The organism is Thioprofundum lithotrophicum (assembly GCF_055387065.1).
Map to the genome: position 1 here is coordinate 436360 of NZ_AP042379.1, position 19795 is coordinate 456154.

Consider the following 19795-nt stretch of genomic DNA (forward strand, 5'->3'; position numbering starts at 1 on the left):
AGCAAAGCCCCTCCAAGCGGTTCGTCCTGGACTCTGTATCGGCTTCCTGCCGCAACTCATTAATACGAGTATAATTTTAGTATGAATATTCCGGGGCCATTGTACAAGTTTCTGCACGGAAAAAAAGGTGATGTTGCGCAGCTCGTCACACATGCGCGGTTTCTGCAGCACCTGACCCGGCAGGTCCGCCGCCGCCTCGACGCGCCGCTGGCCCCTCACGTACAGGTTTCCGACTACACCCCCTTCCGCCTGGCGCTCGCTGTCGACTCGCCCGCCTGGGCCACCCGCCTGCGCTTCCAGAAATCCGCCCTGTTGCGCGAACTGAAACGTTTTTGCAAGGAATTTCAGTCACTTGAAAAAATCGACCTGATCATTCTTCCCGCCCGCCAGGCCCCGCCTCCGCCCCGGCCGGCCCGCCGCGAGATCAGCCCGCGCGCCGCCGGGACCATTCGCGCCATGGCCGAGGGGATGGAGGAAGGGCCGTTGCGGGCGGCCCTGATGCGTCTGGCGTCGAGGGAGGGGAAAAGAGAAAGGTAGTCGGGCTCGGCATGCCCCTTAGGTATTGGCCCGACATGTCGGCCTGAAGGCCGACCTACGGCAGGCTCAGGCCTTCACTGGCTGGACGAAGGAAATCGGGGCGTCTGCCGGATCGTCGAAGGTGACTTCTTCCCAGGCGTCCCGTTCGGCCAGCAGGGTGCGCAGCAGCTTGTTGTTGAGGGCGTGGCCCGACTTGTAGCCCGAGAAGGCACCGATCAGGCTGTGGCCGAGCAGGTAGAGATCGCCGATGGAGTCGAGGATCTTGTGCTTGACGAACTCGTCCACGTAGCGCAGGCCGTCCTCGTTGAGGATGCGATAGTCGTCCACCACCACGGCGTTGTCGAGCGAGCCGCCGAGGGCAAGGTTGTTGGCGCGCAGGGTCTCGATCTGGCTCATGAAGCCGAAGGTGCGGGCCCGGCTGACCTCCTTGACGAAGGAGGTGGTGGAGAAATCCACTTCCGCGGTCTGGTGATCCGCCTTGAAGGCCGGGTGATCGAACTCGATGCTGAAGGAGACCTTGAAGCCGTCGAAGGGCTCGAACTTCACCCACTTGTCGCCGTCCTCGACCCGGATCTCGCGGCGGATGCGGATGAAGCGCTTGGGCACGTTCTGCTCCTGGATGCCGGCCGACTGGATCAGGAACACGAAGGGGCCGGCGCTGCCGTCCATGATCGGCACCTCGGGGGCGTTGAGATCGATGTAGGCGTTGTCGATCCCCATGCCGGCCATGGCCGAGAGCAGGTGCTCGACGGTGGAGACCCGCACCTCGCCGTTGACCAGGGTGGTGGAGAGGGTGGTGTCGCCCACGTTCTCCGCCTTGGCCTCGATCTCCACGGGCTGCTCCAGATCCACACGCCGGAAGACGATGCCGGTGTCCGGCGCGGCGGGGCGCAGGGTGAGATAGACCTTTTCACCGGTGTGCAGACCGACGCCGGTGGCGCGGATGATGTTCTTCAGCGTGCGTTGTTGGATCACGGAGCGTTTCCCTGTTTTTCGTATGGTTCATGGATGCCGGTTTACGATGCAAGAATCGGGCCCAACCGGCACCAGCGCATCCGACTGCGGTAATTTACACGTGTTTTAATCGGGCATCTTAAATCAGTATCACATTTTTCAGCAAATCCTTATGGTTTATCGTCCACGCACGGCAAAACTTGACCGCAAATCAGTCACCTGGGTTTTCCGCTGCCGTCCGGCGGCGCCGGCAGACCGACGCTAGTCGGCTTGCCGGCGCAGGAAGGCCGGAATATCGAGATATTCCATGTCGTCGCCCGCGGCGGGCGCCACGGTTTCCGAGCGCTTCCTGCGCACCACCGTGGGGTGATCGAGCTCTTTGTAGTCGGGCGTGCCGTCGGCGGTCTTGTTCACCACCAGCTTGGGCTTGGCCGCCTCGGCCTGGACCGGCTGACCGAGGCCGGTGGCCACCACCGTGACCCGCAGCTCGCCTTCCATCTCCGGATCAATGACCGTGCCCACCACCACGGTGGCGTTGTCGGAAGCGAAGCCGCGCACCGTCTCGCCCACCTGCTCGAATTCGCCGATGGACATGTCCATGCCGGCGGTGACGTTGACCAGGATGCCGCGGGCGCCCGAGAGGTTCACGTCCTCGAGCAGCGGGCTGGCGATGGCCGACTCGGCGGCCTCCACGGCCCGGTTCTCGCCCACCGCGCGGCCGGTGCCCATCATGGCCATGCCCATCTCCGACATCACCGTGCGCACGTCGGCGAAGTCCACGTTGATGAGGCCCGGGCGGGTGATGAGTTCGGCGATGCCCTGCACGGCGCCCAGCAGCACGTCGTTGGCGGCCTTGAAGGCGTCCAGCAGGCTGATGTTCTTGCCCAGCACCGAGAGCAGCTTCTCGTTGGGAATGGTGATCAGCGAATCGACGAAGCTCTTGAGCTCGTCGATGCCGTCGGTGGCCACCGCCATGCGCTTCTTGCCCTCGAAGGGGAACGGCTTGGTGACCACCGCCACGGTGAGAATGCCCATCTCCCGCGCCACCTGGGCGACGATGGGCGCCCCGCCGGTGCCGGTGCCGCCACCCATGCCGGCGGTGATGAACACCATGTCGGCGCCGTCGAGCACTTCCTGGATGCGCTCCCGATCCTCCATCGCCGCCTGGCGGCCGATCTCGGGGTTGGCCCCGGCGCCCAGCCCCTTGGTGATGTTGCCGCCCAGCTGCAGCACGGTGCGTGCCGAGCTGTTCTTCAGCGCCTGGGAATCGGTGTTGGCGACGATGAACTCCACCCCTTCTAGGTTCTGCATCACCATGTGTTCCACGGCGTTGCCGCCGCCCCCGCCGACACCGATCACCTTGATGACGGCACTCTGCCCGTAGGTATCCATCAGTTCGAATGGCATGATTCACCCCTCCTCGTTGAAAAACGTTGTTGCCTTCGGCCTCCTGGCCGGTTCTTCTTCCCGATCCGGCGGGCTGGCAAGCCCCCCCGGATGCCGGACGCCCCGTGCGTCCGGTCAGAAATTGCCCTGGAACCAGCTCTTCATGCGCTGCAGCACGCTGCGCAGCCCGCCCCCCATCTGCAAGGCGGTTTCCCGCTGTTCCCGGTTCTGCTGCCCGAACAGCAGCAGGCCCACGCCGGTGGAGTAGATGGGATTGCGCACCACGTCCACCAGCCCGGTGACGTACTGGGGCACGCCCAGGCGCACCGGCATGTGGAAGATCTCCTCGGCCAGCTCCACCGCCCCTTCCATCTTGGCGCTGCCGCCGGTGAGCACCACGCCCGCCGCGCACAGATCCTCGAAACCGGAACGGCGCAGCTCGGCCTGGATGAGCGTGAACAGTTCCTCGTAGCGCGGCTCCACCACCTCGGCCAGGGTCTGGCGGGCCAGGCGGCGGTCGGGCCGGTCGCCCACGCTCGGCACCTCGATGGTCTCCTCCACGGAGGCCAGCTGGGTGAGCGCGCAGGCGTACTTGATCTTGATTTCCTCGGCATGCTGGGTGGGCGTGCGCAGGGCCACGGCGATGTCGTTGGTCACCTGGTCGCCGGCGATGGGGATCACCGCCGTGTGGCGGATGGCGCCCTCGGTGAACACGGCGATGTCGGTGGTGCCGCCGCCGATGTCCACCAGCGCCACGCCCAGCTCCTTCTCGTCGTCGGTCAGCACCGCGTGGCTGGAGGCGAGCTGCTCGAGGATGATGTCGTCCACTTCCAGGCCGCAGCGGCGCACGCACTTGATGATGTTCTGGGCCGCGCTCACCGCCCCGGTGACCATGTGCACCTTGGCCTCCAGGCGCACCCCGGACATGCCGATGGGCTCGCGGATCGATTCCTGATCGTCGATCAGGAACTCCTGGGGCAGGATGTGCAGGATCTTCTGATCCGCCGGGATGGCCACCGCGCGGGCCGCGTCGATGACCCGCTCCACGTCGTAGGGGGTCACCTCCTTGTCGCGGATGGCGACGATGCCGTGGGAGTTGAGGCTGCGCACGTGGCTGCCGGCGATGCCGGCATACACCGACTGGATCTGGCAGCCGGCCATCAGCTCGGCCTCCTCCACCGCCCGCTGGATGGACTGCACCGTGGACTCGATGTTGACCACCACCCCCTTCTTCAGGCCGCGGGAGGGATGGGAGCCGAGGCCGATGATCTCGATCCCGTCCTCCTCGGTCACCTCGCCGACGATGGCCACCACCTTCGAGGTGCCGATATCCAGCCCGACGATCAGGTTCTTGTCCGTTTTCTTCGTCATCGTGACCTCACCCCTCGTGCCTGGTCTGTGTCCCGTTGGGTTTCCATTGCACCGCCAGACCGCTGCCATAGCGCAGATCCACCCGGGCGATGCGGGCGGCCTCGGCCGCCAGTGCCTTGCGCCAGACCCGGACGAAGCGGGCCAGCCGCGCGCTGCGCGCCTCGCGGCCGAGCACCACCTCGATGCCGTTGGCCAGGCGCAGGCGCACGGCCCCGCGGGCGTCCACGCGCAGCGCCGCGATCCCGAGGCCGGCCGGTTGCAGGATGGCCGCGAACTCGCGGTAGCGGCCCGCCAGCCAGGCGCTGCGGCCCGCCGGGCCATGGAAGCGCGGCAGATCCGCCGGCCAGGTGGCGGCCTGGGGCCGGAACACGCCGCCGCGGCGGTTCACCAGGCCCGTGTCGTTCCAGATCGCCAGCGGCACCTGTTCGGTGACGCGGATCTGCAGGGTGTCCGGCCAGATCCGCCGCACCCGGGCCCGATCCACCCAGGGCAGCGCCTCCACCGCCGCGCGCACTGCCGCCACGTCCACGCCGAAGAAGCCGCCCTGCACCCGGCCGGCGACGGCGCGGCGCAGCATCGCCTCGTCGAGATGGGCGATGCGCCCTTCCACCCGGATCCGGGTGATGGGCAGAGTGCCGGGATCGGTCAGCCTTGCCAGCAGGCCGGCCAGCAGGGCCGTGATCAGCAGGGCCAGCAGGCCCGCCGCCAGCCAGCGCCAGGGCAGGCGCGGCCAGGCGCGACGGGCACCGGGGACCACCGCCTGGGCCTGGCTAGCGCGCGCGAACATCGCCCACCTCCCGGGTCAGGGTCTGCGCCAGGATGCGCACCACCAGTTCGTCGAAGCCGATGCCGGCGGCCTGCGCCGCCATCGGCACCAGGCTGTGATCGGTCATCCCCGGCACCGTGTTCAGTTCGATGACGTAGGGCGTGCCGTCGGGCTCGCAGAGGATGTCCACCCGGCCCCAGCCTTCGGCGCCCACCGCCTCGAAGGCCGCCAGGGCCAGGCGCTGCAGGCGCCGCTCCTCCTCGGCCGGCAGGCCGCAGGGGCACAGGTAGCGGGTGTCGTCGGCCTCGTACTTGGCGGCGTAGTCGTAGAAGGCGCGCGGCGTCTCCAGGGCGATCACCGGCAGGGGCGTGCGGCCGAGGATGGCCACGGTGTATTCGCGTCCGCCGATCCAGCGCTCGGCCAGCACCTCGCCGCCGCAGGCCGCCGCGGTTTGCCAGGCGCCGGCCAGGGCCTCGGCCTCGGTCACCTTGCTCATGCCGATGCTCGAGCCTTCCAGCGCCGGCTTGACCATCACCGGCAGCCCCAGGGTGGCCTCCACCAGCCCCGGAGGCGTGTCGGCCTCGAGCACCATCCACGGCGGCGTGGGGATGCCGCAGCCTTCCCACAGTTCCTTGCAGCGCAGCTTGTCCATGGCCAGGGCCGAGGCCAGCACGCCGGAGCCGGTGCAGGGCAGTTCCAGGCATGCCAGCAGTCCCTGGATCACGCCATCCTCCCCGCCCGGCCCGTGCAGGATGTTGAAGGCCCGGTCGAAACCGCCGGCCTGCAGCTCGGCCACCACCTCGGGACGGCGCACGTCCACGCCGTGGGCATCCACGCCCTGCCGGCGCAGCGCGGCGAGCACCGCCCGGCCGGAGCGCAGCGAGACCTCGCGCTCGGCCGACCAGCCGCCCATCAGCACGGCCACCTTGCCGAACAGGCGGGGATCGAGCGGCCAGGGACGGGCGTCAACGGCCATGCGGGTCCCCTCCCTCGCCCACGATGCACACCTCGCGGACCAGTTCCACGCCCTGCTCCCTGGCCACCGTCTCGCCCACCCGGGCGATCAGCGCCTCGATGTCGCCGGCGGTGGCGGTGCCGGTGTTGACGATGAAATTGGCGTGTTTCTCGGACACGCAGGCGCCCCCCACGCAGTGGCCCTTGAGGCCGCAGGCCTCGATGAGCCGGGCGGCGTAATCGCCCGGCGGATTGCGGAACACCGAGCCGGCATTGGGCAGGCGGGTGGGCTGGGTGGCGGCGCGGCGCGCCAGGTTGGCGCGGATCTTCTCCTGGCTTTCCCGCGCCTCGCCCGGCTGCAGGCGGAAGGTGGCGCCCGTGAACCATTCGTCCGGCGGCCCCTGCACCGAGCGGTAGCCGATGGCGAAATCCTCGGGGGCGCGGGTGCGCCGCACGCCGCGGCGGTCGATGGTCTCCACCGTCTCGACGAATTCCCAGGTCTCGCTGCCCAGGGCGCCGGCGTTCATGGCCAGCGCGCCGCCCACGGTGCCGGGCACGCCGCACAGGAACTCGAGGCCGGTCAGGCCCGCGCGGGCCGTGCGGCGAGCCAGCTGCGGGCTGGGCAGGCCGGCCCCGGCGCGCACCCGGCCGTCGGCCTCGATGGCCAGCGCCGCGAGCGTGCCGGCGAGCAGGATCACGGTGCCCGGCCACCCGCCGTCGCGCACCAGGAGGTTGCTGCCCAGCCCCACGAACAGCAGCGGCTCGTCGGCCGGCAGGCCGGCCAGGAAAGCGCCCAGGTCATCGGCATCGGCCGGCATGTAGAGCCGGCGGGCGGGGCCGCCGGCGCGCCAGGAGACGTGCCGGGCCATCGGCTCGTCATGCCGCAGCTCGCCGCGCAGGCTGTTGCGGGTGGCCGCCATCATGCGTCGCCCTCCAGCGCTGCGCGCAGCCGCCCCGCCTCGGCGCCGATGCTGCCGGCCCCCAGGGTCAGGAGAATGTCGCCCTCGCGCAGCATGCCGCGCAGCACCGGAGCCAGTTCCTCCAGGCCGGCCACGAACACCGGCTCCACCTGGCCGCGGGCGCGAATGGCCCGGGTCAGGGCGCGGCCGTCGGCGCCGGCGATGGGCGCCTCGCCGGCGGGATAGACCTCCAGCAGCGCCAGGGCGTCCACCTCCGAGAGCACCCGGGTGAAGTCTTCGAACAGATCCCGGGTACGGGTGTAGCGATGGGGCTGGAAGGCCAGCACCAGGCGCCGTCCGGGCCAGCCCTGGCGGATGGCCTCGATGGTGGCCGCCACCTCCCGGGGATGGTGGCCGTAGTCGTCCACGTGCAGCACCGTGCCCTGGGGGGTGGCATATTCGCCGTAGATCTGGAAGCGGCGGCCGATGCCCTGGAAGCCGGCCAGGGCGCGGGCGATGGCCTCGTGCCCGATGCCGATCTCGCGGGCCACGGCGATCGCCGCCAGGGCGTTCTGCACGTTGTGCCGGCCCGGCAGGTTGAGGGTGATGTCCAGCGACTCGCCGTCGGCCAGGCGCACGGTGAAATGGGTGCGAGTGCCCGCCTGACGCAGATCCGTGGCACGCACGTCGGCGCCCTCGGCGAAGCCGTAGGTGGTCACCGGGCGGTTGATCTCGGGCAGGATGCGGCGCACTTCCGGATCGTCCAGGCAGAGGATGGCCTGGCCGTAGAAGGGCAGATGGTGCAGGAACTCGACGAAGGTGGCGCGCAGGCGCTCGAAGTCGCCGCCGTAGGTTTCCATGTGATCGGCGTCGATGTTGGTGACCACCGCCATCATCGGCTGCAGGTGCATGAAGGAGGCGTCGGACTCGTCGGCCTCGGCCACCAGGTAGCGGCCGGTGCCCAGGCGGGCGTTGCTGCCGGCGCTGTTGAGCCGCCCGCCGATGACGAAGGTGGGATCCACCCCGCCCTCGGCGAGGGTGCTGGCCACCAGCGAGGTGGTGGTGGTCTTGCCGTGGGTGCCGGCCACCGCGATGCCGTAGCGGAAGCGCATCAGCTCGGCGAGCATCTCGGCCCGCGGCACCACCGGGATGCGCCGCTCGTGGGCGGCCACCACTTCCGGGTTGTCGGCCCACACGGCGCTGGAGGTCACCACCACGCTGGCCCCGGCGATGTTTTCCTCGGCATGGCCGATGTGGATCTCGGCGCCCAGTTCGGCGAGGCGGCGGGTGACCGGGTTCTCGCGCAGATCCGAGCCGCTGATCTCGTAGCCCAGGTTGAGCAGCACCTCGGCGATGCCGCTCATGCCCACCCCGCCGATGCCGACGAAATGGATGCGCCGCAGGCGGCCCAGGCCCGGCTCACCGCGAACCGTGTCGGTGGCCCGGCGTCCGTAACTAGCCATGCTGCACCTCCAGACAGGCGGCGGCCACCTTGCGCGTGGCCTCGGGCCGGGCCAGGCGGCGGGCCGACTCGGCCATCGCCTGCAGGCCCTCGCGGCCCCTGGCGAACAGATCCTCGAGCAGCCCGGCCAGATGGTCGGCGCTCATCTCCGCCTGCAGCAGCAGGCGGGCCGCCCCGGCCTCGCTCAGGTACAGGGCGTTGCGGGTCTGGTGATCGTCCACCGCGTGGGGATAGGGCACCAGCACCGCGCCCAGGCCCGCGGCGGCCAGTTCGGAGACGGTCAGCGCGCCGGCGCGGCAGATCACGATGTCGGCCCAGCCGAAGGCTTCGGCCATGTCGTCGATGAACTCGCCCACCTCGGCCTCGAGCCCGGCCCGGGCATAGGCCGCGCGGGCCGGCGCCGCCTTGCCGCGACCGGCCTGGTGGCGGATCTGCAGGTTGTAGGTGCCGGCCACTTTCGTCAGCGCCGCAGGCACCGTCTCGTTGAGGGCGGCGGCGCCCAGGCTGCCGCCGACAATCAGCACCCGCAGCGGCCCCGTGCGCCCGGCGAAGCGCTCGGCCGGAGACGGCAGGGCAACGATCTCCTCGCGCACCGGATTGCCCACGGTCTCGGCGGCCACCCCCGCCGGGAAACTGCCGGGGAAGGCTTCCAGCACCCGCCGGGCCAGGCGCGCCAGCAGGCGGTTGGTGAGGCCGGCCACCGCATTCTGTTCGTGGATCACCAGCGGCCGGCGCAGCAGCCAGGCGGCCACCCCGCCGGGGCCGGTGACGAAACCGCCCAGGCCCAGCACCGCGCCGGCGCGGCTGCGGCGGCAGACGCCGAGCGCCTGCCAGGTGGCGCGGATCAGGCGCCACGGCGCCAGCAGCCAGCCCAGCGCGCCCTTGCCGCGCAGGCCGGCCACGTCGATGAATTCGATGGGGAAGCCGGCCGCGGGCACGACCCGCGCCTCAAGCCCGCGGCGGGTGCCCAGCCAGGTGACCTCCACGCCCTGCTCGCGCAGCAGCCGGGCCACGGCCAGGGCCGGGAACACGTGGCCGCCGGTGCCGCCGGCCATGATCAGCACCCGCGCTACCATGGCCGCCCCCCCTGCCCCGCCTGGCGGGTTTCCCGATCCACCCGCAGCAGCAGGGCCACGGCGATGCCCATCACCACCAGGGAGCTGCCGCCATAGCTCATCAGCGGCAGGGTCAGCCCCTTGGTGGGCAGCACGCCCATGTTCACGCCCAGGTTGATGAAGGCCTGCAGGCCGATCCAGATCCCGATGCCGTAGGCGACGAAGGCCTGGAAGGGCAAATCCCGCTCCTCGGCGCGCCGGCCGATGGCCATGGCCCGCAGCACGATGAAGCCGAACAGGCCGATCACCGCCAGCACCGCCACCAGCCCCAGTTCCTCGGCCAGCACCGCGAACAGGAAGTCGGTGTGGGCCTCCGGCAGGTAGAAGAGTTTCTGCACCGAGGCGCCGAGGCCGACGCCGAACCACTCGCCGCGGCCGAAGGCGATCAGTGCCTGGGTGAGCTGGAAGCCGCTGTCGAAGGGATCGGCCCAGGGATTGAGGAAGGCGGTGAGCCGTTCCATGCGATAGGGCGAGACCCAGGCCAGCAGGGCCAGGGAGCCGGCCAGGCCGGCCAAAAGCAGCAGGAACTGGAACAGCCGCGCGCCACCCAGCCACATCATGCCCATGGCGGTCATCAGCATCACCGCGGCGGCGCCGTAGTCGGGCTGCAGGAGCAGGAGCATGGCGAAGATCAGCAGCAGGGCCAGGGGACGCAGGAAGCCCCCCAGACTGGTGCGCACCGCCGCCTGGTGGCGCACAAGATAGCCGGCCAGGTAGAGGATCACGAACAGCTTGACGAATTCGGAGACCTGCAGGTTGACCGGCCCCAGGTGCACCCAGCGCTGGCTGCCGTTGACCTCCCGGCCGAGGCCCGGCACGAACACCAGCAGCAGCAGGAACACGCCCAGCGGCATCAGCCAGGGGCCGGCCTGCTGCCAGAGACGCAGCGGCAGGTGCCAGACGCCAAGCGCCAACAGCGCACCGAAGCCGGCGAAGGCGAGCTGGCGCCACAGATAGAAGAAGGGATCGCCGGCATGGCGTTCGGCGATGGCAGTGGAGGCCGAGGCGACCATCACCAGCCCCAGCCCCACCAGCACCAGCACCGCCAGCAGCAGGGCCCGATCGGGCCCGGCGGCCGGGCGGCGGCGCTCGGCGGCGCTCTTGCGCCGGCTGCGGGAGACGGCGGCGGGGACGGCCTGGGCGTTCATGACAGATCCTCCACCGCGGCGGCGAAGCGCTCGCCCCGCTCGGCGAAACCGGCGAACTGATCGAAGCTGGCGCAGGCCGGCGAGAGCAGCACCGCATCGCCGGGCCGGGCCAGTTCGGCGGCGCGGCGCACTGCCGCCGCGAGATCCGGCAGGGTCTCGAGCGGCACGCTGCCTTCGAGCGCCGCGGCCAGCTTCGGGGCGTCTTCGCCGATCAGCAGGACGGCGCGGCAGCGCCGGGCCACCGCCTCGCGCAGGGGCGTGAAGTCCTGACCCTTGCCCTGCCCGCCGGCGATGAGCACGAGGCGCTGCGCGGCCAGGCCCTCGATGGCCGCCAGCGCGGCGCCCACGTTGGTGGCCTTGGAATCGTTGACGAAGGTGACCCCGTTCCGCTCGGCCACCCACTGGGTGCGATGGGGCAGGCCCGGAAACTCGCGCAGCGCCGCCAGCATGGCCGGCAGCTTGAGACCGGCGGCGTGGCCCAGGGCCAGGGCCGCCAGGGCGTTGGCCAGGTTGTGGCGGCCGGCCAGCTTGAGCGCCGCGGCGGGCAGCAGGTTCTCCCTGCCCCGGCACAGCCAGGACTCGCCGTCCACCTCGCGCAGCCCGAAGCCGTTGTCCTCCGGCTCACCGAGGCCGAAGGTGATCACCGCCTGGCCGTGATCCACCGCCTCGAGGGTGGCCATCACGCGGGGATCGTCGCGGTTGACCACCAAGGTCTCGGCGCCGTGGTAGATCCGGGTCTTGGCGGCGGTGTAGTCGGCCAGGCCGGCATAGCGATCCAGGTGATCGGCGCTGAGATTGAGCAGCGCGGCGGCCACCGGGCGCAGGCTGTCGGTGGTCTCGAGCTGGAAGCTGGACAGCTCCAGCACCTGCAGTTCCTTCGGCTCGCCTTCCAGCAGTTCCAGGGCCGGCGTGCCGATGTTGCCGCCGAGTCCGGTGATCAGCCCGGAGGCCTCGGCCATGCGCGCCACCAGGGTGGTGACGGTGGACTTGCCGTTGGAGCCGGTGATGGCCACCACCGGGGCGGTGTTCTCGCGGGCGAACAGCTCGATGTCGCCGAGCACCTCGGCGCCGCGGGCCCGGGCCTCGGCAATCAGCGGCGCCTGCACGCTGACCCCGGGGCTGACCACCAGGGTCTCGGCCCGGGCGAAGGCCTCGGCGTCGAAGCCGCCGGCCGCCACCGGCACCTGCGGCAGCTCGGCGCGCAGGGCGGCGAGGCCCGGCGGGTTGGCGCGGGTGTCGGTGACCGCCACCTCGGCGCCGCGGGCGGCCAGGTAGCGGGCCGCCGACAGGCCGCTGGCCCCGAGGCCCACCACCAGCACCCGGCGGCCTGCCCAGGGGCAATCATGCGCAGACTGTGATTTGCGAATCGTCACGTGCATCGCCCTACACAACTCTCTCCGATTCCCGGCCGGCCTCGGGCAGAGAACATCCATCTGATCCGCCCTCGAGGTCGGAGAACTCCGTGCGCGCATTGAGCGAATGACCGGAAAATCGCGACATGACTTCAGCGCACCTTCAACGTGGCCAGCCCCACCAGCACCAGGATCACGGTGATGATCCAGAAGCGCACGATGACCCGGGGCTCGGGCCAGCCCTTGAGTTCGAAATGGTGATGCAGGGGCGCCATGCGGAAGATCCGCTTGCCGGTGAGCTTGTAGGAGCCCACCTGCAGGATCACCGAGACGGTCTCCATCACGAACACCCCGCCCATGATGAACAGCACCAGTTCCTGGCGCACCAGCACCGCCACGGTGCCGAGCGCCGCGCCCAGCGCCAGCGCGCCCACGTCGCCCATGAACACCTGGGCGGGATAGGTGTTGAACCACAGAAAGCCGAGGCCGGCACCCACCAGGGCGCCGCAGAAGATCACCAGTTCGCCCACGCCCGGGATGTAGGGAATGGCCAGGTAGCCGGCGAACACCGAGTGGCCCGAGAGATAGGCGAACACGCCGAGGGCGCCGCCCACCATCACCGTGGGCAGGATCGCCAGCCCGTCGAGGCCGTCGGTGAGGTTCACCGCGTTGGAGGTGCCGACGATCACGAAATAGGTCAGCAGGACATAGGCGACCGGACCGAGCTGGATCACCAGGTTCTTGAACACCGGCACGATGAGCTGGGTCTCCACGGCCGAGGCGCTCTGGTACAGATAGATCGCCACCACCAGCGCCACCACCGACTGGGCGGCGTACTTGTAGCGGGCGATGAGCCCCTTCGGATCGCGCTTGACCAGTTTCTTGTAGTCGTCGATCCAGCCGATCACGCCGAAGGCGAAGGTCACCGCCAGCACCACCCAGGTGTAGCGGTTGGTGAGGTCGGACCACAGAAGAGTGGAGACGCCGATGGCCACCAGGATCAGGGCCCCGCCCATGGTCGGCGTGCCGGCCTTGCTGAAGTGGGTCTCGGGGCCGTCGTCGCGCACCGTCTGGCCGATGTTGTACTGGGTCAGCTTGCGGATCATCCGCGGGCCGATGAGCAGGGAGATGAGCAGGGCGGTGAGCACGCCGAGGATGGCCCGGAACGTCAGGTAGTTGAAGACGTTGAAGCCGCTGTAGAAGTCCTGCAGGAGCTGGGCGAGATGGTAGAGCATCGGTTCAGGCCTCCCCGTCCAGCGCGCTGATCACTTCGTCCATGCCGCTGGTCCGCGAACCCTTGACCAGCAGCACGTCGTCGCGGCCCAGTTCCTCGCGCAGCAGCGCCACGGCCTGGGCCCGATCGGCACAGCATTCCGCCCCCGGGCCGAAGGCCGCGGCGGCCGCCGCGGCCATGGGGCCCACCGTCACCAGCCGGGCGACGCCCGCCTCGCGGGCCAGGCGGCCGGCCTCGGCGTGCAGGGCCTCGGCCTCCGGACCCAGCTCGCCCATGTCGCCCAGGGCCAGCAGATGCCGGCCCGGAAACGTCTGCAGCACCCGCAGGGCCGCCGCGAGAGACGCCGGGTTGGCGTTGTAGGTGTCGTCGATCAGGGTGCTGCCCGCCGGGCCGGGCCGGATCTGCAGCCGCCCCGGCGCGGCGCGCACCCCGACCAGCCCCCGGGCCACGTTCTGCAGGGAGACGCCGGCGGCCAGGGCGGCGGCGGTGGCGGCCAGGGCGTTCATCACGTTGTGCTCGCCGGGCAGGGGCAGATCGGTCTCGAAGTCGCCTGCGGGGGTGTGCACCCGCAGCCGGCTGCCGCGACCGGTGGCCTGCCACTCGGCGCTCACGTCGGCCGGCTGGCGCAGACCGAAGGTGACGATGCGGCGCGCGCCCGCCAGCTCCCGCCACAGGGGGGCGTAATCGTCGTCGGCGTTGATCACGGCGGTGCCGTCCGCCGGCAGGCCGGCGAAGATCTCGCCCTTGGCCCGGGCCACGCCCTCGAGGCTGCCGAAGCCTTCCAGGTGGGCCGGCCCGGCGTTGGTCACCAGGGCCACGCCGGGCCGGGCCAGGGAGACCAGCCAGGCGATCTCGCCCGGATGGTTGGCGCCCATCTCCACCACGGCTGCGCGGTGGGCCCCGTCCAGCTCGAACAGGGTCAGGGGCACGCCGATGTCGTTGTTCAGGTTGCCGCGGGTGGCCAGGGTCGGGCCACCGGTGGCGAGGATCGCGGCCAGCATCTCCTTGACGGTGGTCTTGCCGTTGCTGCCGGTGACGGCGATCAGCGGCAGGGAGAAGCGCTGGCGCCAGGCCCGGGCCAGCTCGCCCAGGGCGCGGCGGGTGTCTTCCACCACGATGGCCGGGCTGGCCACCGGCCGGCTCACCAGGCAGGCGGCGGCCCCCGCCTCGAGGGCGGCGGGCACGAAGTCGTGGCCGTCGAAGTTGGGCCCCTGCAGGGCGACGAAGAGCTGGCCCGGCTGCAGGCGGCGGGTGTCGGTGCACACGCCGCGCAGCGCCACGTCGGCGCCCTCGCGCCGCGCGCCGAGCGCCTCGGCCGCCTCGGCCAGGGCCATGGCGAAACCGTTTGCCGGGGCGATCTGTCCGGCCACGTTCATCGCCAGGCCTCCAGGGCGGCACGCACCTCGTCGGCATCGCTGAAGGGGATCCGGCCCGCTTCCAGGATCTGCCAGTTCTCGTGTCCCTTGCCGGCCACCAGCACGAGATCGTCGGCCCCGGCTTCGGCCACCGCGCGATGGATGGCCGCCCGCCGGTCGCCGATGGTGGCCACCGCCTCGGGGCGGGCCATGCCGGCCAGGATCTCGGCCCGGATGCGGGCCGGATCCTCGCTGCGCGGATTGTCGTCGGTGACGATCACCCGATCGGCCAGGCGCTCGGCCACCTCGCCCATGAGCGGGCGCTTGCCCCGGTCCCGATCGCCGCCGCAGCCGAACACGCAGACAAGGCGCGCCGGACGATGCTCGCGCAGGGCCGTGAGCACCTGGGCAAGCGCATCGGGGGTATGGGCGTAATCCACCACCACCTGCGGCCGGCCTGCTCCGCCGAAGCGCTCCATGCGCCCCGGCACCGGCGGCACCGTGGCCAGGCGCGCCAGGGCGGTTTCCAGGGGCAGTTCGTGCATCAGCAGCACGCCGAGGGTCGCCAGCAGGTTGGCCACGTTGAAACGGCCGAGCAGGGGCGCCGTCAGGCGCCCCTCCCCCGCCGGGGTGAGCACCTCGGCCTGCAGGCCTTGCGGGGTGAGCGTCACGTGGCGGGCGAGCAGATCCGGCGCGCGGGCGGGATCGAGGCCGTAGCGCAGGACCGGCAGCGCCGGCGGCAGGGCCGCGGCGATCTCGCGCCCGGCCGGATCGTCCACATTGATCACGGCGCCCCGCAGTTCCGGCCAGTGGAACAGGCGGCGCTTGGCCGCGGCATAGCTGGCCATGTCGCCGTGGTAGTCGAGATGGTCGCGGCTGAGGTTGGTGAACACGGCGAAGTCGAAACGCACCCGGTCCACCCGGTGCTGATCCAGGGCGTGGGAGCTGACCTCCATGGCCACCCCGGCCGCACCCGACTCGCGCAGCTCGGCCAGGGCGCGGTGCAGGCGGATCACGTCGGGCGTGGTGTGGGTGGCCGGCGTCAGCTCGCCCGCCAGGCCCGTGCCGAGGGTGCCGATCACGCCCCAGGGCGTCTCGCCCGAGAGGGCATGGGCCAGGAAATGGCTCACCGAGGTCTTGCCATTGGTGCCGGTGATCCCGGTGATGGTGAGGGCGCGGGAGGGGTTGGCATAGAAGCGGTCGGCGATCTCGCCGAGCCTTTCGGCCAGATCGGGCATGGCCAGCACCGGCACCGGCGTGCCGCTGGCCGGATGCCGCCAGGCCACCGGCACCGCTGCCACGCCCGGCTGCGGCTCCCACAGGGCGGCCACCGCGCCGCGCTCGAGGGCCTTGTCGATGAAGTCGGCCCCGTCCACCCGCAGGCCGCGGCGGGCGATGAACAGATCCCCCGGCTGGACCTCGCGGCTGTCGGCGCACAGGCCGGTGACGGGCCGATCGGCCGCCTCGGGCACCGGCAGCAGGTCCTGCAGCAGGGCGCCGAGACTGAAACGGTAACGGGTATGGATGCCGGCCATCATGGCGTGACCTCCGTGTCGGGCCGGCCGAGGGCGGCCAGGCGCACGGGATGGGCCGGCGCCGCGTCGGGCGCCACGCCCAGCAGGCGCAGGGCGCCGGCCATCACCCGGGAGAAGACCGGGGCGGCCACCTGGCCACCGTAATAGACGCCGTCCCGCGGCTCGTTGACGGTGACCACCATCGCCAGGCGCGGCCGGCTCGCGGGCGCGAAACCGGCGAACACGGCGATGTAGCGATCCTCGCTGTAACCCCCGGCGGCCGCCTTCTTCACGGTACCCGTCTTGCCGGCCACCCGGTAGCCGGCGATCCGGGCCCGGGTGCCGGTGCCGCCCTTGGCCACCACGGCTTCGAGCATGTGCCGGATCTGGCGGGCGATTCGCACCGGCACCACCTGGCGGGCCGCCTCCGGCTTCTCGAGCCGCAGAAAGCGCACCGGGTGCAGGCGGCCGTCGTCGGCCAGGGCCGCGTAGGCCCGCGCCAGTTGCAGGGCGGTCACCGACATGCCGTAACCGTAGGCCAGGGTCGCCTTCTCGATCCGCCGCCAGTGGCCGGCGTCGTTGAGCAGGCCGCCCACCTCGCCCGGAAAACCGCTGCCGGTGTCGGCACCGAAACCGAAGCGGGTATGCACGCGGTAGAGCAGCGCATCGGGCAGGGAGAGGGCGATCTTGCTGGCGCCCACGTTGCTCGATTTCTGGATCACGGTGGTCAGGGTGATGCGCCCGTAGTCGCGGCTGTCGCGGATCACGGCCCGGCCCAGGCGATAGTGCCCGGGCGAGGTGTCGACGCGGCTGTCGGGACGGTAGCGGCCCGAGAGCAGGGCCGCGGCGATGGTGAAGGGCTTGATGGTGGAGCCCGGCTCGAAGACGTCGGTGACGGCGCGGTTGCGGGTCTGGGCCGGCCGGAACTGGCCCCGGTCGTTGGGGTTGAAGGCCGGCTGGTTGACCATGGCCAGCACCTCGCCGCTGTGCACGTCGAGGATCACCAGCGAGCCGGAGCGGGCCCGGTGACGGAACACCGCCCGCTTGAGTTCGCGGTAGGCCAGGTACTGGATGCGCCGGTCCAGGCTCAGGGCCAGGTTGCGGCCCGGCTCGGGCTTGCGGATCTGCTCCACGTTGCGCACCACCCGGCCGAGGCGGTCCCGCAGCACCCGCTTGCTGCCGGGGTTGCCCCGCAACCATTCGTCGTAGGCCAGCTCCAGGCCTTCCTGGCCACGGTCGTCGATGTCGGTGAAGCCCACGACGTGAGCGGTCACCTCGCCGGCGGGATAGTAGCGGCGGTATTCCCGTTGCAGATTGACGCCGGGCAGGCCGAGGGCCATGACCCGTTCGGCGAGCTGCGGGCTGACGTGGCGTTTGAGATAGACGAATTCCCGATCCTGGCGGGCCAGCACGAGGCGCTGCAGGCGCTCCGGGTCCAGTTTCAGCAGCCGGGCCAGCTCCGGCCAGCGGTCGTGGGCCGTGGCGAAGACCTTCGGCTGCACCCAGACCGAGTCCACCGGGGTGGAGATGGCCAGCGGCTCGCCGTTGCGGTCGGTGATCATGCCCCGGTGGGCGGCCACCGGCACCACCCGCAGGGTGCGGGCATCGCCCTGGTTCTTGAGGAAGTCGCGGTTGAAGACATGCAGATCCACGGCCCGCCACACCAGCACGGCACCGGCCAGCAGCACCACGCCGCCCACCACCGCGAGGCGGAAGGCCGAAACCGGCTTGTGCAGGGGCTTGCTCATGGGCGCATCATCACCACGTCGTCGAAATCCACGTTCTTCATGCGCAGCCGACGCCGCGCGATCTGTTCAATCCGGCTCTGGGCGGCCCAGGTGCTCAGTTCGAGCTGCAACTGACCCCACTCCACGTTCATCGCATCCCGCCGCTGCTGCAGGGCGTCGAGCTCCACGAACAGCGTGCGGCTGCGATGCTTGGCGTACACCACGCCCAGGGCGCTGGCCAGCACCGCCACGGCGAGCAGCGCCACGGGCAGATGGCGCCTCACGCCGCCTCCCCGGCCAGCCGCTCGGCCACCCGCAGGATGGCGCTGCGTGCCCGGGGGTTGTCCTGCACTTCCGCCTCGGTGGGCCGCACCGGCTTGCCCACGGCGCGCAGCTTCGGCTGCAGCTGGGCCACCGTCACCGGCATGTCCGGGGGGAAGCGGTCGCCCTTCTCCTGTTCCCGGATGAAGCGCTTCACCAGCCGGTCCTCCAGCGAGTGGAAACTGATCACGGCCAGCCGCCCCCCCGGCGCCAGGACCGCCAGCACCTGGTCGAGAAAGGCCTGCAGGTCCTCCAGTTCCCGGTTGATGAAGATCCGGATCGCCTGAAAACTGCGGGTGGCCGGGTCCTTGCCCGGCTCCCGGGTCGGCACGGCCGCGGCGATGATCGCCGCCAGCCGGGCCGTGGTCTCGATGGGCGCCTCGGCCCGGGCCTGGACGATGGCGCGGGCGATGCGCCGGGCGAAGCGCTCCTCGCCGTATTCCTTCAATACCCGGGCAATCTCCTGCTCGCCGGCCCCGGCCAGCCAGTCGGCGGCGGACGGCCCCCATTCGGGATCCATGCGCATGTCCAGCGGACCGTCGTGGCGGAAGCTGAAGCCGCGGGACGCATCGTCGAGCTGGGGCGAGGAGACCCCGAGATCCAGCAGAATGCCGTCCACCTCGCCCAGCCAGCCCAGGGTGCGCGTCACCTCGCCAATCTCGGCGAAGGAGCCCTGACGAATGGCGAAACGCGGATCGCTGCCGAAGCGGCGCCCGCCCTCGGCCACCGCCTCCGGATCCTTGTCCAGCGCCAGCAGGCGGCCTTCGGGGCCCAGGCGTTCCAGAATGGCGCCACTGTGCCCCCCCCGGCCGAAGGTGCCGTCCACGTAACGCCCGTCCGCCCGGATGTTCAATGCCGTCAACGCCTCCTCCAGCAGGACCGGCCGGTGTGCGCCGCCGGTCACAGCGACAGGGACTCCAGCTGGGCCGAGAGTTCGCCGTCCTTCGCGCCCTCGGCGAGCCACTTCTGGCGCTCGTCGTTCCAGACCTGTTCGTCCCACAGTTCGAATTTCTTGCCCTGACCGATCAGCGCCACCTTCTTGTTCAGACCGGCGAACTCGCGCAGCGGCGGGGGCACCAGGATGCGGCCATTGCCGTCCAGTTCCGCTTCGGTGGCATGGCCGATCAGCAGCCGCTGCAGGCGCCGGGCGTTCGGATCGAGGTTGCCCAGGCGCACCAGCTTGCGCTCGATGTCTTCCCATTCGGGCTGGGGATAGATGAGGAGACAGGGATCGCGCAGATCGACGGTGACGACCAGCTGGCCGTCACAGGTCGCCGCCAGGCGCTCCCGGTACTTGCTGGGCATCGCCATGCGACCTTTCGCATCTAGGTTCAGGGTGTTTACGCCCCGGAACACCGATAGACCCCCACGCCAGAATCCCCCATTTATTCCCACATTGATCCACTCTGTCACACTATAGAAAGCCCATACCCCACCCGTCAAGCAAACCAGCGCACAAAAACGGGAAATCTTTCTTGTCAGACAGAGACTTACGAACGGCATAAGCGGGTGGATCACGGCCGCTAACCGGTCGAATCCGGGATCAGAGAATAAAAGAAAAACAACAACTTGAAGTCGGCAGCTAAAGTGCTTTCAGAAGGTTGGGGAGGGATTTTACAGTCAACTATTGTACACTTTTTAATCAAAAAAGGGGCCCGAAGGCCCCCATTGTTCAAAGTCGCATATCGACACGAGAACCG

The 19795-nt window shown here is 70.4% G+C and carries 18 protein-coding genes; 1 reads left to right on the plus strand and 17 read right to left on the minus strand.

The window, feature by feature from the left end; translation table 11 throughout:
* Window positions 1–81 precede the first annotated feature (81 nt).
* On the plus strand, window positions 82–537 hold the full coding sequence (locus tag ACZ5BH_RS01980) for a DciA family protein (RefSeq protein ID WP_464890248.1): 456 nt from the start codon (window positions 82–84) through the stop codon (window positions 535–537).
* Window positions 538–603: 66 nt separating this feature from the next.
* Here the strand turns inward: ACZ5BH_RS01980 and lpxC are convergent, their stop codons facing one another.
* The 17 genes from lpxC to mraZ form a co-directional block, all read right to left on the minus strand.
* The gene (gene lpxC / locus ACZ5BH_RS01985) at window positions 604–1512 is read right to left on the minus strand and encodes a UDP-3-O-acyl-N-acetylglucosamine deacetylase (RefSeq protein ID WP_464890249.1); all 909 of its coding nucleotides are present in this window, start codon (window positions 1510–1512) and stop codon (window positions 604–606) included.
* Window positions 1513–1752: 240 nt separating this feature from the next.
* The gene (ftsZ, locus tag ACZ5BH_RS01990) at window positions 1753–2898 is read right to left on the minus strand and encodes a cell division protein FtsZ (protein WP_464890250.1); all 1146 of its coding nucleotides are present in this window, start codon (window positions 2896–2898) and stop codon (window positions 1753–1755) included.
* 114 nt (window positions 2899–3012) lie between these two features.
* On the minus strand, window positions 3013–4248 hold the full coding sequence (gene ftsA / locus ACZ5BH_RS01995) for a cell division protein FtsA (RefSeq protein WP_464890251.1): 1236 nt from the start codon (window positions 4246–4248) through the stop codon (window positions 3013–3015).
* A 7-nt stretch (window positions 4249–4255) separates the two neighbouring features.
* The gene (locus ACZ5BH_RS02000) at window positions 4256–5035 is read right to left on the minus strand and encodes a cell division protein FtsQ/DivIB (RefSeq protein WP_464890252.1); all 780 of its coding nucleotides are present in this window, start codon (window positions 5033–5035) and stop codon (window positions 4256–4258) included.
* Window positions 5019–5990, minus strand: a complete 972-nt coding sequence (locus ACZ5BH_RS02005; RefSeq protein WP_464890253.1) for a D-alanine--D-alanine ligase — start codon at window positions 5988–5990, stop codon at window positions 5019–5021. Before ACZ5BH_RS02005 ends, ACZ5BH_RS02000 begins: the two co-directional genes overlap by 17 nt.
* Window positions 5980–6891: a UDP-N-acetylmuramate dehydrogenase gene (gene murB, locus ACZ5BH_RS02010; RefSeq protein WP_464890254.1), complete on the minus strand. Its 912-nt coding sequence runs from the start codon at window positions 6889–6891 to the stop codon at window positions 5980–5982. The genes ACZ5BH_RS02005 and murB overlap by 11 nt, the downstream gene beginning before the upstream one ends.
* On the minus strand, window positions 6888–8330 hold the full coding sequence (gene murC, locus ACZ5BH_RS02015) for a UDP-N-acetylmuramate--L-alanine ligase (protein ID WP_464890255.1): 1443 nt from the start codon (window positions 8328–8330) through the stop codon (window positions 6888–6890). The genes murB and murC overlap by 4 nt, the downstream gene beginning before the upstream one ends.
* Window positions 8323–9405 carry an undecaprenyldiphospho-muramoylpentapeptide beta-N-acetylglucosaminyltransferase gene (murG, locus tag ACZ5BH_RS02020; protein ID WP_464890256.1) on the minus strand — a complete coding sequence of 361 codons (1083 nt, stop codon included), beginning with the start codon at window positions 9403–9405 and terminating at the stop codon, window positions 8323–8325. Before murG ends, murC begins: the two co-directional genes overlap by 8 nt.
* Entirely contained in the window at window positions 9399–10592 is a 1194-nt protein-coding gene (gene ftsW, locus ACZ5BH_RS02025; protein WP_464890257.1) for a putative lipid II flippase FtsW, read from the minus strand. The genes murG and ftsW overlap by 7 nt, the downstream gene beginning before the upstream one ends.
* The gene (murD, locus tag ACZ5BH_RS02030) at window positions 10589–11965 is read right to left on the minus strand and encodes a UDP-N-acetylmuramoyl-L-alanine--D-glutamate ligase (RefSeq protein WP_464890258.1); all 1377 of its coding nucleotides are present in this window, start codon (window positions 11963–11965) and stop codon (window positions 10589–10591) included. Before murD ends, ftsW begins: the two co-directional genes overlap by 4 nt.
* Window positions 11966–12096: 131 nt before the next feature.
* On the minus strand, window positions 12097–13179 hold the full coding sequence (gene mraY / locus ACZ5BH_RS02035) for a phospho-N-acetylmuramoyl-pentapeptide-transferase (protein WP_464890259.1): 1083 nt from the start codon (window positions 13177–13179) through the stop codon (window positions 12097–12099).
* A 4-nt stretch (window positions 13180–13183) separates the two neighbouring features.
* A complete protein-coding gene (locus tag ACZ5BH_RS02040; protein ID WP_464890260.1) occupies window positions 13184–14554 on the minus strand; it encodes a UDP-N-acetylmuramoyl-tripeptide--D-alanyl-D-alanine ligase in 1371 nt (456 codons plus the stop codon).
* Entirely contained in the window at window positions 14551–16071 is a 1521-nt protein-coding gene (locus ACZ5BH_RS02045) for a UDP-N-acetylmuramoyl-L-alanyl-D-glutamate--2,6-diaminopimelate ligase (protein ID WP_464890261.1), read from the minus strand. Before ACZ5BH_RS02045 ends, ACZ5BH_RS02040 begins: the two co-directional genes overlap by 4 nt.
* Window positions 16068–17795, minus strand: coding sequence for a peptidoglycan D,D-transpeptidase FtsI family protein (locus ACZ5BH_RS02050; protein ID WP_464890262.1), 1728 nt, complete (start codon window positions 17793–17795; stop codon window positions 16068–16070). Before ACZ5BH_RS02050 ends, ACZ5BH_RS02045 begins: the two co-directional genes overlap by 4 nt.
* Window positions 17792–18058 (minus strand): cell division protein FtsL, encoded by a 267-nt coding sequence (gene ftsL / locus ACZ5BH_RS02055; protein ID WP_464890263.1) that lies wholly within the window; start codon window positions 18056–18058, stop codon window positions 17792–17794. The genes ACZ5BH_RS02050 and ftsL overlap by 4 nt, the downstream gene beginning before the upstream one ends.
* On the minus strand, window positions 18055–18999 hold the full coding sequence (gene rsmH, locus ACZ5BH_RS02060; protein WP_464890264.1) for a 16S rRNA (cytosine(1402)-N(4))-methyltransferase RsmH: 945 nt from the start codon (window positions 18997–18999) through the stop codon (window positions 18055–18057). The genes ftsL and rsmH overlap by 4 nt, the downstream gene beginning before the upstream one ends.
* A complete protein-coding gene (gene mraZ / locus ACZ5BH_RS02065; RefSeq protein WP_464890265.1) occupies window positions 18996–19451 on the minus strand; it encodes a division/cell wall cluster transcriptional repressor MraZ in 456 nt (151 codons plus the stop codon). Before mraZ ends, rsmH begins: the two co-directional genes overlap by 4 nt.
* Window positions 19452–19795: the final 344 nt, after the last annotated feature.

What these genes read in the sequence shown, in the direction of transcription:
- ACZ5BH_RS01980 (WP_464890248.1), top strand. Translation starts at nt 82, where the DNA reads ATGAATATTCCGGGGCCATTGTACAAGTTTCTGCACGGAAAAAAAGGT.
- ftsZ (WP_464890250.1), bottom strand. Translation starts at nt 2,898, where the DNA reads ATGCCATTCGAACTGATGGATACCTACGGGCAGAGTGCCGTCATCAAG.
- ftsA (WP_464890251.1), bottom strand. Translation starts at nt 4,248, where the DNA reads ATGACGAAGAAAACGGACAAGAACCTGATCGTCGGGCTGGATATCGGC.
- ACZ5BH_RS02000 (WP_464890252.1), bottom strand. Translation starts at nt 5,035, where the DNA reads ATGTTCGCGCGCGCTAGCCAGGCCCAGGCGGTGGTCCCCGGTGCCCGT.
- ACZ5BH_RS02005 (WP_464890253.1), bottom strand. Translation starts at nt 5,990, where the DNA reads ATGGCCGTTGACGCCCGTCCCTGGCCGCTCGATCCCCGCCTGTTCGGC.
- murB (WP_464890254.1), bottom strand. Translation starts at nt 6,891, where the DNA reads ATGATGGCGGCCACCCGCAACAGCCTGCGCGGCGAGCTGCGGCATGAC.
- murC (WP_464890255.1), bottom strand. Translation starts at nt 8,330, where the DNA reads ATGGCTAGTTACGGACGCCGGGCCACCGACACGGTTCGCGGTGAGCCG.
- murG (WP_464890256.1), bottom strand. Translation starts at nt 9,405, where the DNA reads ATGGTAGCGCGGGTGCTGATCATGGCCGGCGGCACCGGCGGCCACGTG.
- ftsW (WP_464890257.1), bottom strand. Translation starts at nt 10,592, where the DNA reads ATGAACGCCCAGGCCGTCCCCGCCGCCGTCTCCCGCAGCCGGCGCAAG.
- mraY (WP_464890259.1), bottom strand. Translation starts at nt 13,179, where the DNA reads ATGCTCTACCATCTCGCCCAGCTCCTGCAGGACTTCTACAGCGGCTTC.
- ACZ5BH_RS02040 (WP_464890260.1), bottom strand. Translation starts at nt 14,554, where the DNA reads ATGAACGTGGCCGGACAGATCGCCCCGGCAAACGGTTTCGCCATGGCC.
- ACZ5BH_RS02045 (WP_464890261.1), bottom strand. Translation starts at nt 16,071, where the DNA reads ATGATGGCCGGCATCCATACCCGTTACCGTTTCAGTCTCGGCGCCCTG.
- ACZ5BH_RS02050 (WP_464890262.1), bottom strand. Translation starts at nt 17,795, where the DNA reads ATGAGCAAGCCCCTGCACAAGCCGGTTTCGGCCTTCCGCCTCGCGGTG.